This is a genomic window from Halomicrococcus pelagicus (assembly GCF_050954125.1).
The window spans coordinates 73,085-84,775 of the sequence record NZ_JBPBWC010000022.1 but is presented as its reverse complement, the minus strand read 5'-3'; the positions used below and the strand labels follow the sequence as shown (position 1 = coordinate 84,775).

Below are 11,691 nucleotides of genomic sequence, written 5' to 3'. Positions count from 1 at the left end.
ACGCCGTGGCGAACTCGCCTATGAAGTACAAACCGATGCAGAACCACTCTACTGGGTCTTCGACTTCCTCAGCATCACCAAGCCCTACAAGGCCTTCTGGAAACTCCGCTGACCCTTTGTCTCAATAGGGCTGGCCTCTCGGCCTCATGGCTGAGTATTACTCATTAAGAAATCGCTGTGAGAGTAGAAGCCTAGAAAATAGCGATTTGCGTCGCCGAATTATGCGGCCGGTCGAGTTCGTTGCCAGTCACGCCAGAACGAACGCACAACGACGAACATGACGTATAACGACAGGAGACCAACTACGATGACGGGAGTACCAACAAGGATAATTCCTACATCACCCATTGTTTCAACGACGTAGGTCGCCATCTGTACAACTCGGAAAGCAATAAGCCCACCAAGGAATGCGATGACCCGGACGACTGCAGACTGGTTATCGATCCACGTTCCAAGTGCATTGATTCGTTCTCGAACCATACCGGTCTATAGTATTTCTAATACGATAAACTAATAGGTTAATTTGGTGGAAATAGTATCGTGAACTCGTTATCAACTGCGGCGTTCACAATATGGAAGGAACGAGCTTTCGATATTTCACATGAGTATATAGAGTGAATGAAACTCTGAAAGTGACAGACTGAGGGGGCAGTGGAGGTCTGCAGCAACTATCAAAGCTGCCCAACACCGTGACGACCGTATTGAACCTTCTCTATCATATAAAAATTTCAAAGTCAATTCTCATTCACGCAGATTAAATAACTGAAGGCTCAGATTGGAACCAAGATGATGGACAATACGGGGGTGTACGACCGAGACCGGTTGGATTTCGACTGGTCGTCCTGGTTAAGTCTGCATCCAGACGATGAGGAAGTCAGTACCTTGTCGACGGATCCCGGCCTCTACCGAGTTCGCCATGTGGACTACGAGGGACTTGTCTATATCGGTGAGACAGGTCGGAGTCTCCGCGGTCGAATATACGCCCTCAGACGAGGTATCTTCAACGGGGAGATGCCCTTCAGCGACCCGCACACTGCATCCCCGAGCCTTTGGACCATCGTGGATAGGAATGGCCCGGGGTTCGAAGTGTCAGGAGCAACCCCTCCGATAGTCGAAGACAAGCAACAACGAAAGGCCGTGGAGGACGTCCTGATTGCCCTGCACCGATGGGAGACCAAGACGAACCTTGTCGGCAACTTCGGCAGGATGCCGCCGGGATACAGCAAGTCGAAGACCCGCAGTACGGGGATTCGGGGTGGTAGGAGCGACGATGATACCCTCCGTAGCTTCCGCGAAGGAGTGGCTCCATTGGAGTGGGAGAATCCAGAGGAGGTCACCGATCCAAACTGGATGGGTCTCAGATGGTCAGCCCGTAGACCTCTAGAAGATGCACTCGGCTATGTCCCTGACGGGGGCGGCGTGTACCGCATCTGGAACTCTGGGAATTGTCCCCCGCTTGAGTATATTGGAGAGTCCGTTTCACTCAAGGATAGACTCGTAAAGCACCGGCGGAACCGGGACGGAAGTCTCCAGTTCTCATATGTCCCTCTGCCTGACCTTGAAGAGAAATTCCAGTTGAAACAAGTCGAGTCAGAACTTCTTGGAGCGCACTGGCTCGCGTGCGGCGAAGCGCCCGTGGATCAGTACTAAGTCATTTTATCAGACTCAAAAGTACTGCTCGTGCTGGTCGCCGAGCTGCCAAGCAATCACCGTCCCTCGATGTAGGACGCAGAAAGACGCACCCACTGTAGTCATAGGAATGTTACCACCGTGGTTCACTGGTAATGCGGTGTGGATCTCGTGTGGTGGTGTCGCCGCAGACGGGGGTTCGGGGGACCCCCGTGATTACACTGTTGTAACGCTGCCTCTCGTGGTTAGTTCCCTCCCGTGTTGGCTTCGTGGGCTCGCATCCAGCCGGCGAGATCGGGGTCAGCGAACGAGATCTCGATATGCCGGCCACCGACACCCATCGCGTCGTCCGCCGACAACGTCCGACTCTCCTTGTAGGTCACGCCAGGGACGCGGTCGGCCATCTCCTCCATGACGCGATAGCCGTCGTTCTTGTACGCACACCCGTAGTGGGTGGCGACCTTCCGATAGTCCAGCCGCGCGATCATCGCGTTGTTCTCTTCCGCGATCTTCTGCCCGGCCTCCAGCACGTCGAGATACTTCTCCTCGACCTGCTGGGACTCGACACGCTGCTCGCGGACGTTCACCAGTTCAGTGTTCTGTTCGGAGCGCTCTACCGTATCGACGAGTTGGCGGCCGGCGTTCGCTGCTTCAGCCACGAGATTCGGCGACTCATCATCCACGCCCTCGCTGCTATCATAGTCGCAGACGAGATCGATAGCTGTTCATGAGAGCGAAAGTCGAACGGGAGTCTCGGGACCGTTCGGTTCTAGGGATTTATTTTCGATGACGAATGAATGACGACGAAATGGGAGACTTTAGAACAAAACGAGGACGGTGTTCAGTCTCCGATGGTGTGCTTCGTATTGACGAAAGCTACACCGGGCAACTCAAGCGGAACTATGAGGGAGCGAAAAGCTCGCTGGTTGTATTCATACTTTTCTTGGCATTCATCGTCAGTATGGTCGGCTGGAGTGTGAATATCGTCTTGAATGAACGGTGGGTGATTCCCTATCTATTTGGGGTCTTTGCGATTATCGCCATTGTCGCGTATACTATTGATTATCTCCGTGGGTTCCGGCAAGTTGAGACGATCCCTCTCGCATCAATTATTGACGTGCAAGTGGTCAAAGGTACGATGTGGACCCATCCACGGTTTATCGTCTCATATAAGCGTGATGGTGAACCGTACAAACGTCGTATCCGGCTTCCTTCGAGACACTTCGCATTCACCGAGCAAGAATTCGAATCTGCGAAGCACCTCTTCCAAACAAATGGTGTTCAATTATCTAGGCATGGAGGAAAGAACACGGCGTAGGAGAGTAGCCGGGATACGCTTCACCTCATTACCGCCGTCACGCGGCACTGGAGTACTATTCACTGACCACAATCGCCCACCATCCGACGACGCCACTCATCGTTCTGCTTCGCCCGTCGTGATACCACCACGTCAGCGTGACCGCCTCCGCACGCGGCACCGTGGATGGCAAGATCAACTAGAGTGCTACAATCAAACACGCTCAAGACCGGCTATCGATCGACGGCGTGAGAGATCCACACTCTATACCGTCGCCTTTTCCAGCACGTCCAGCACGGCAGCACGACGGGCACAGTTATAATGCTTGATGTACTAGTTAACACCAGAACGATGCCGATTAGCATCGATACGTTCGAGAGCAACTCAGACCTTACTGAGCCATCGGTTACAGAACAGGTTGTCTTGCATCTCGCTGCAAACAGTGATAAGGCGTATACACGGAGTGAGATTGCGGCAGCGATCGACGCCGATGCGAATGCTGTTGGATCTGCGCTATCTCGATTAAAGACGCGGGGCCTCGTCCGGCATCGAGATACATATTGGGCAATCACCGACGACACCGACCGGCTTCGAGATACCTACGACCTTCATACGCTCTTCGAGAATGTTGCCAGCGACGAGACCGACGATTTCGACCAGAACGCGTGGTTAGCGGACGCCAAGTCTGTGCAGAGTGAAGATCTTTCGAATGACGAACCACGTAATTCCGATACATAACGTTTCTATTGATGACGAACCAAGGTGCTTCGATCAGTCGTGGTGATGTCGTCTGGGCTGTTGATCCATTCAAAGACGAGCCGGCAGCACGCCCACTTATCGTGATCAGCAATTCGTCCCATCCGTTCGAGAACGAACAATGGCTCGCGACTGTCGTCTCAACAACTCCTCGAAACGCTGCACTCAAACTCACGAACGAAGTCTGGCGAGATGGATCCCTTCCCCAGACAAGCTACGCTTATCCCTGGGCGATTCTCTCGCCGCGCATCGAGCAGATTGACTATATTGTGGGTTCCGTTACCTCCCCGTTCGTCGATCAGATCATCACCAACCTCAATAGCTATCTAGAGTGATATTCTTCTCCACCGGAAGACAGAAGAATCATTTCTCTGCCCCTCATCGTCGCTGGCCAATGTACACTCTACACAATTTCACCCGGTCGAAAATCTGCTGCAATAAGGTATATGGAACCGTCTGCGAATAACTCTCGATTGAACGGAGGCTGCCGCCATGACGAAACAGACTACACTCACAGGCGACGTCCAGACCCGCCTCGTTAACCAACGGAAGACCGACGAGTACGACGTCGATATTGGGAGAGCCGACGGCGGGGAGAGTCACATGCTGAATACCGACATCGGCGACGACGGGTGGCTCGGCAATCCCTACAAGACGAGTGATGGATACTCGCGAGAGGAAGCCGTCGAGAAGTACCGAGAAGCGTTTCACGACAAACTCGACGACGACGAGTTCCGAGACGCTGTCGAGGGACTCCGTGGTAAGACTCTGGCCTGTTGGTGCACTCCGAAAGCGTGCCACGGGGATGTCATTCTCGAATACCTCCGAAGTTAGCATAGTATACTAACCTACGTGCTCGCCCAAGAACGACCGAACCGTGAGAAGACGCTGTTTCGACCATCGTCTGGCGAGCGGCGTGGCGGGCGTCCACAGCGTCAATTGCGTCGGCGACGTCGGCCTGGTCCGGCAGTAGGTCTGCGTCCCTTCTCACCATCTTGCTCCGGCGACGGCGGTCTCGGAGACGCATCCGTTCCTGCTCGCGTTCTCGCTTTATTCACGCCGTTGGTAGGATAATTTAAGTAAATAAACAGTGGTATCTCAAGTGTCTCATTCCCACCACACAATCGGGGTGATGCCACCGATCAGAGCCAGTCTGGGGTGGGACGATGGTCGTAGTTCTCGATCTCGTCAAGTGTGACCGGCTGATTGTCTGCGTCGGGTAGTTGGAGATCGACTGCTTCATACATGTCGTAGAGGAGGCCGATCTGGTCGTAGAGGTCAGCCTGTTTAAGCAGGCTGATGCCGTATTCCGTAACGGCGAAGTACACGCGTGGAATGCCGTTCGGAACAGGTGACGTGTCTGGCTCAAGTTTTGCGACAATCTGTGTGTCCCGATTGTGGAGGTCGCGGAGATGGTCTCGGATGGTGCTGTCACTGATCGTGTTTCGCGCCGCAAGCTCTTTCGAGCTCAACGCACCAGTCGGGCTGGCCAGGATCTGCTGGAGGAGCCGCAGCTTCGTCGGACTCAGAATGTCTCTGAGATCCTCAAGCCGGTGTTCATCTAACTCGTGGTTTGGAACATCCTGCGGCGTGCTTGCGGCCATACATAGACATTGCAGCTCTACTATCGTATGTTTTGCGACGGCTGTCGACAAAGATATGACGCCAATCATTACAACACCCGATTCACCAACAAAACGCATGCCTGACGACGAAGCACCATCTCATATCCAAAACACTCCCGTCTTACTGACGCAGACTTCATCTATAGTGGATATAGTGGGGAAGAAGTTGCACAGTTCCACAAGAATGCAGTCGCTCTCATCTCCGAAATCAAGGCGAAAACACACTCTACTGCAACAAAATACTTGATCCTCGGCAGTTACAGTTCTCCACCATCGGATCGGGACGGGCCAAAAGACCGCCTCGAGACAGTCCGCGATATACTACAGGAAGAGAAACTCACAGTCCAAATGTGGAACTCCGGCGTCCTGAGCAATGCCCCGGACCTCAACGACGACACTCATATGTAATTCAATAAGAGAGAGATATATGAGAGTAGGGCATCACACATTGCCATCTCTCAGTAGACGACGACCGAAGCGATAGTAACAAACTGCAAGCGATACTAGAAAGGAACGATGGACACCTCCGCAGATCGATTCATGCTGTACGTCACCCTGCTCATCTTTCTCCTGATCGCGATCGGACTCCTCCTCAGTCTCCTCGGGCTATAGGGGCCAAGAAGACTCGAAGACGGACGTCGCTGCTCTCCTTGTTTCTCGACCCACGTCCCACAGCATCACTCTCGCAGTCACTCAACTGCCGACGTACGGTTCTCATCGTCCTTCCAGCGAAATGATTTTCCACGATTGTAGTACCGTTTGTCACCGACCGGGGGATCGAGCGTACCGAAAACACCGTTCGGCACCATGTCAACGAACTACATGACTCGGGACTCGTAGACGTCGTCCGCTTCGAGGAAGGACGTGGCGGCACGACGAAGTACTACCACGCGAACACGATCGTCCTCTCGTACTCACTACCGGATTCGGCCGATGCCGTCGTCGAGGAGATGACCGATGCTATCCAGCCAGAGATTACGGAGGCTCTGAATCATCTCACTGGGGAGTACGAGGACTCGATCGAGGAGATTACGAGGGAGATGCAGCCGTGTGACCACTGTCGGAACCAGAGGTACGAGACGTACGTCCTTCTGGCAGTCCTGCGGCGAGCGTTTGTACGCACTCACCGAGAATCGTGAGCGAAGACGATAGATCGGCGACAACGATATCGACCGACGGTGCGGTTTTGTAGAAATGTAAATGATAGAGGGCGTTAATCGTCGTCGAGGTCGGCACCCGCGTCATCTTCGGCGAAGATTCGTCGAGAAATGATCGTCCCGTCGGAGACGGTCTCGGGTTCGTCGCGGCGGACGAACCGCTTCTTCAGGACGTCGTAGCCGAACAGGCTCGCGCCGACGATGATGAGGATGTCGCCCGGCAGGCGTGCCCAGAAGAGCCACTGAACGATGTCGCGGTTGTAGAACGCGAGTGAGCGGGCGGCGTCGTAGTTCTCCGTGAAGACGGTCTGTAGCTGGAGGAAGCCGACGGGAATGTCGCCGATGAAGACCATCCACGCGAGTCCGGCGTTCAATATCCAAAACGCGCGCTTGAGGTTCGTCGGATCCCACTTCCCGGCTTTGGTAGTGAACTGGAGGGCGTAAACGGCCATCCCGAGCGCGAGGAAGCCGAACGCACCGAACATCGCACCATGGGCGTGGCCGACCGTGAGAAACGTGCCATGCTCGTAGTAGTTCACGAGTGGGAGGTTGATGAAGAACCCGAGGACGCCACCGCCGACGAAGTTCCAGAATCCACTGGCGATAATGAACATGAACGCGAGTCGATACGGGAAGTCCTTGCCCGCCCCCATCATAGCGCGGTACTCGCCGAACGCCTCGTAGAGGATGAAAATCAGCGGGATGAATTCCAGCGTGGAGAAGACGCTGCCGATGGGGATCCAATAATCGGGCATACCGACCCACCAGTAGTGGTGACTGACGCCGATGACGCCTGCACCCATTACGAACAGCGCCTCGAACATCACGGCTTTCTCCGCGCTCCGCCGCTTGAGGAGGTTCATGGAGACGAGCGAGATGCCGATGATGGCGACGACGAAGAACTCGAAGGCGCCTTCGACCCACATGTGGACGACCCACCAGCGCCAGAACTCCGTCACTGGCATCGTCGTCTGGGGCGTGTACAGCATGCTCGCGGAGAAGAGCAGCGCGATGGACCCACCCGCGTAGAGAATCATGTGCGCGAGTCCGTACCGCTCCTCTCGGTCGAGCAGAGGCTTGAAGCCGCGGGCGACGAGGGCCGCCCAGAGAACGAACCCGGCGAGCAGGCCGACCTGCCAGAGGCGGCCGACTTCGAGGTACTCCAGCCCCTCGTTGCCGAGGATCCACCAGAGCGCGCCGTCGATGTAGCCCTGGGCGCCGAGCCAGATGCCCAGTAAGCCGCCGCCGACGACGACGACCAGTGCGCCCAATAGGACGTGGATGTAGCGTTTTTGCTTGTTCGGCTCGTGGCCAGTGAGTAGTGGCGGGAGGAAGAGGCCAACGCCGAGCCAGAGGGTCGCGATCCAGAGCACCGCGAGGTCGATGTGCCAGGCTTTCGTGATCGCGAAGGGAAGCGTCGCCATCGCGTCGATGCCGAGTGCTTCTGCGATGCCGTAGAACCCCTCGCGTTCGATGTAGTAGTGGGCCATCAACCCCCCGAGAAGCGTTTGGACGACGAAGAGTACGGCCGCCACTGGGACGAAGCGGATTGCAGCAAACTGACTCGGGAAGAGGTCGATCTCGTTGGGATGGGGGACGTCGACGCCTTCAGTGTCCGGTTCCGAGAGTTCGGCGGCGTTGTACAGCCAGATGCCCGCGCCGCCCCCACCGACGAGGAGTACCATTGCGACGACGCTCCACGTCATCGCGGACGTCGGCGGCGAGTTCCCGGCGCCGGAGTTGTACGGCCACTCGTTCGTCCACGAGACGTCGCTGTTCGGGCGCTCGATCGACGAGAAGAGCGCTGTCCAGAGGGCAAAGTCCGCGAATCGCCGAGCGTCCTCCTGAGTCCCGATAAACTGTGGTGGGACGCCGTGTTCGGGGGCGCCGCCGTAGTACCGCTCGACGTAGGCTTGTTGGACCTGTTCGTAGGCGTACGCCTCTGCGGCGGTGAGTTGGATGGTGGTCCCGAAGTCACCTTCTTGGAGTTGACGTGAGACGACCGAGTTTACGGCCGCTTGCTCTGGTTCGGGGAGCTCCGCGTATGGCGTGTCATAGCGCTGTCTGGCGACGTACTCGCGCATATTCGACACCAACTGGTCCTGTGCGTCGGCCGTGTAATCAGGGCCGAAGTATGCGCCGTTTCCGAGAATCGATCCATGGTTCATCAGGCCGTTCTGCTGGAACACGGCCTTCCCCTCGACGATTTGTTCGTTTGTTGCAATCACCTCGCCCTCGGGGCCGACGATGCGCTCCGGGCGGTCGGGCGACTGCTGGTACGCGAAGTATGCCCCCGTCCCCATCACGATTAAATTGAAGACGAACGCCACGACGAGCAACTTTGCGAGGGTTTTCCTGCGGACTTCCATGTGTCACAAACTCACACTCCCGCTACATAATCGTAGTGCTGTAAAAGAAAGACTGCGAGCGCCACACGTCGCTTATTTTACAGGCGGTCTAGGAGAATGCCCCGGGGTTGAATCCGATAGGCAGGGATACAAACCATTAACTGAATATATCGCTAATCAAGAGACAGCGATGGAGTACAGTCACCGCTACCCCGCCTACCCGACACAAGAGGTAGCGGCTGAACTGGAATACCATATCAACGTTCATCGCCAAGCGTACAACTACACCCTGTACGAGTACGAACACGTGGATGCCGACGACATCGGCTCCGCATACAAACACCACTCCCGACTCCCCGACTGGAAAGACCAGTTTTCTGTCTTCTCAGCAGTCAATTCGAAGGCTCTGCAACGAACCATCACACGGTTCTACCAGAACCTCAGTGGACTCTCCGAGAAGAAACAGAACGGGCACAAGGTCGGGGAACTCAAGTGGAAGTCTCCGAGGGAGTTTAAGAGTATGACGTTTTCGCAGTCTGGCTTCGAACTCAAAAACACGAGTGGCCGACGCGCGACTCTCTGGCTCTCCAAAATCGGAGATATCAAAATCCGCTACCACCGCGACATCCCAGACGAAGCAGACATCAAGGAAGTCACCGTCAAGAAGGAAACGACCGGCGAGTGGTTCGTCTCCTTCGGCCTCGAAACCGACGACGAGAACCTGCCCGGGAAACCAGACGTGAACTCGCTGGACGCGAGCAACAGTGTTGGACTCGACCTCGGCATCCTCAACTACATCCACACCAGCGATGGGAAGGCTGTGGATTGGCTTGACCTCGAAGACGAGTACGAGCGTCTTCGCCGCGAGCAACGGAAATTATCGCGGAAACAGGAAGGTTCGAACAACTACGAGAAACAACGCAAGCAGGTCGCCAACGTCAAGCGACACATTCGTCGGAAGGTGCTGGACTATCAGCACAAACTCACGACGTGGCTCGTCCGCGAGTACGACGCCGTGTTCGTGGAAGATCTTGATGTGAAGGGGATGTTGGAGCAGTCGTATAACGCTCGGAACAAGCAGGATGCGGCGTGGCGTCAATTCATCACCCTCCTCGACTACAAGGCGGATTTGTATGGAACGCACGTCGTGCCGGTCGAAGCACGAGGCACGACGAAAGAGTGCGCGGCGTGTGGTGTGGAGACGCCGAAGTCCATCTGGGTGCGGGAACACTCCTGTCCGAGTTGTGGATTCGAGACGGAAAGGGATGCGAATGCGGCGATGAACGTCTTGCAGAGAGGTTTTTCTGAACTAGGGCTGGGATGGCCCGAAGACACGTCCGTGGAGACTGCGCTCCCTACGGATACCGCTGGTTTTCAGCGTGTGTCTGCAAAGCGCGTTGTGGAAACGGGAAGCCTCGGGGCTTGACCCCGAGGCGATTCACCACGATAGAATCCTATCACCGTTCTCTTGCTACGATTTCATCGGCGGTCAAGGCGGATACTCCGACCCTTGAGGTCGGGGAGGAAGCCGACACTCTACTCCGCAAACCACGCACGATGGCAAGACCGGCTCTTTGAATAAATACTCCCAAATATCTTTGACATAACCAATGAAATATAGTGGTCGTCCTCAACATCCAGATCAAACTCGACGTTCCAGCGGACGCACACAGCGTCCTCGACCGGACGTTCGAGGAGTTCCGCATCGCCGCCCAGTACGTCGCGGAAACTGGATGGAGCGACGACCCCACCCAAATCACGGACACGAAAAACACGCTCCACGACCAAACCTACACGGCAGTCCGCCACGGCACCAACCTCCAATCTAGCCTCGTCCAATCCGCCCGCAATCTCGCCGCCGACGCGCTCAGCAACTGCAAAGACCGCATCCTCGAAGACGGCAAGAAGGCAAGCAAACCCGAGTTTCGAGGAAGCGTTGTCGTGTATAATGGGCGCACCATCACCTACCACGACGACCACGTTACCCTCGCTACGGTTGGCGACCGCGTCCAAGCCGAGTTCGTCACACCTCACGATGAGGACGGCACGCCGTTTGCGGAGTATTGGACGCCGGAGTGGGAACGCAAGGAAGCCACGCTCCACAAGCGTGACGGTACGTACTACCTCCACGTCGCAGTCGAGAAAGAAGTCGAACCCGCTGATTCTAACGACAAGCAGACCGAGAACGGAGTGGTTCTCGGCGTCGATCTCAACGTGGAGGGCTCCCTCGCCGTCACCAGCACCGGAGCCTTCCTCGGCAATGCGGACTACCTCAACCACAAACGCGACGAGTACGAGCGCCGGCGCGGCAGCCTGCAACAGACAGGCACTTGTTCCGCCCACCTCACTATCAAGAGCGTCGGCAGCCGTTTCGCTCGCTGGAACGCGGACTACCTCCACCGCGTCTCGAAGGCCATCGTTCGTGAAGCCGTCGAGAACGACTGTACGGCGATTGCGTTCGAGAACCTGAAACATATCCGCGAGCGGATCTCGAACGCGTCGAAGTTCCATCAGTGGGCGTTCCGCGAACTCCAACGCCACGTCGAATACAAAGCCAAGGAGTACGGAGTCGTTGTGGAGGAGGTTCGGCCGCAGTACACGAGTCAGCGATGTAGTCACTCGGAGTGCGGGTTCACACACGAAAACAATCGTGATGGTGACGAGTTTGAGTGCCTGAAGTGTGGGAAGGAACTGCACGCCGACTACAATGCCGCCCGTAATATCGGGTGGCGTCTTGTCCAGCACTGGCTCACGTCTGGTGCTGGACGGGCCACCAGTCAACTGGTCCTGAAGTCAGGGACGTTGAATGCGAATAGTCGATTTCGACCTACCGCCTTGCGCGGGTAGAGCGGGAGTCCACTGACAAGCCTCGGGGTCAA

Annotated in this window: 10 protein-coding genes and 1 pseudogene; 8 read left to right on the top strand and 3 right to left on the bottom strand. The window is 56.1% G+C overall.

Annotated features, from left to right (window positions below; genetic code table 11):
- Positions 1-918 precede the first annotated feature (918 nt).
- Positions 919-1,650: a GIY-YIG nuclease family protein gene (locus ACRYA2_RS23795; protein WP_433633755.1), complete on the top strand. Its 732-nt coding sequence runs from the start codon at positions 919-921 to the stop codon at positions 1,648-1,650.
- Positions 1,651-1,874: 224 nt separating this feature from the next.
- Here the strand turns inward: ACRYA2_RS23795 and ACRYA2_RS23790 are convergent, their stop codons facing one another.
- Complete coding sequence (locus ACRYA2_RS23790; protein WP_433633752.1) at positions 1,875-2,288, bottom strand: hypothetical protein; 414 nt, start codon at positions 2,286-2,288, stop codon at positions 1,875-1,877.
- Between the two features lie 134 nt (positions 2,289-2,422).
- Here ACRYA2_RS23790 and ACRYA2_RS23785 point away from each other — a divergent pair, with 134 nt between their 5' ends.
- The 4 genes from ACRYA2_RS23785 (at position 2,423) to ACRYA2_RS23770 (ending at position 4,516) form a co-directional block, all read left to right on the top strand.
- A complete protein-coding gene (locus ACRYA2_RS23785) occupies positions 2,423-2,947 on the top strand; it encodes a hypothetical protein (protein WP_433633750.1) in 525 nt (174 codons plus the stop codon).
- 330 nt (positions 2,948-3,277) lie between these two features.
- Positions 3,278-3,664 carry a hypothetical protein gene (locus ACRYA2_RS23780; RefSeq protein ID WP_433633747.1) on the top strand — a complete coding sequence of 129 codons (387 nt, stop codon included), beginning with the start codon at positions 3,278-3,280 and terminating at the stop codon, positions 3,662-3,664.
- Positions 3,665-3,675: 11 nt separating this feature from the next.
- Positions 3,676-4,017 carry a hypothetical protein gene (locus ACRYA2_RS23775; protein WP_433633744.1) on the top strand — a complete coding sequence of 114 codons (342 nt, stop codon included), beginning with the start codon at positions 3,676-3,678 and terminating at the stop codon, positions 4,015-4,017.
- A gap of 157 nt (positions 4,018-4,174) precedes the next feature.
- Positions 4,175-4,516, top strand: coding sequence for a DUF4326 domain-containing protein (locus tag ACRYA2_RS23770; protein WP_433633742.1), 342 nt, complete (start codon positions 4,175-4,177; stop codon positions 4,514-4,516).
- 308 nt (positions 4,517-4,824) lie between these two features.
- On the opposite strand, the gene ACRYA2_RS23765 is transcribed toward ACRYA2_RS23770, so the two are convergent.
- Complete coding sequence (locus tag ACRYA2_RS23765; protein WP_433633740.1) at positions 4,825-5,286, bottom strand: hypothetical protein; 462 nt, start codon at positions 5,284-5,286, stop codon at positions 4,825-4,827.
- A gap of 788 nt (positions 5,287-6,074) precedes the next feature.
- Between ACRYA2_RS23765 and ACRYA2_RS23760 the strand changes: the two are divergent.
- Positions 6,075-6,446: pseudogene (locus ACRYA2_RS23760) on the top strand (ArsR family transcriptional regulator); the annotation flags it as partial.
- 74 nt (positions 6,447-6,520) lie between these two features.
- Here the strand turns inward: ACRYA2_RS23760 and ACRYA2_RS23755 are convergent.
- Entirely contained in the window at positions 6,521-8,833 is a 2,313-nt protein-coding gene (locus ACRYA2_RS23755; RefSeq protein ID WP_433633737.1) for a nitric-oxide reductase large subunit, read from the bottom strand.
- 169 nt (positions 8,834-9,002) lie between these two features.
- On the opposite strand from ACRYA2_RS23755, the gene ACRYA2_RS23750 reads away from it, so the two are divergent.
- Together ACRYA2_RS23750 and ACRYA2_RS23745 are read left to right on the top strand one after the other, a co-directional pair.
- On the top strand, positions 9,003-10,238 hold the full coding sequence (locus ACRYA2_RS23750) for an RNA-guided endonuclease InsQ/TnpB family protein (RefSeq protein ID WP_433633734.1): 1,236 nt from the start codon (positions 9,003-9,005) through the stop codon (positions 10,236-10,238).
- A gap of 191 nt (positions 10,239-10,429) precedes the next feature.
- Positions 10,430-11,659 (top strand): RNA-guided endonuclease InsQ/TnpB family protein, encoded by a 1,230-nt coding sequence (locus ACRYA2_RS23745; RefSeq protein WP_433633765.1) that lies wholly within the window; start codon positions 10,430-10,432, stop codon positions 11,657-11,659.
- Positions 11,660-11,691 lie beyond the last annotated feature (32 nt).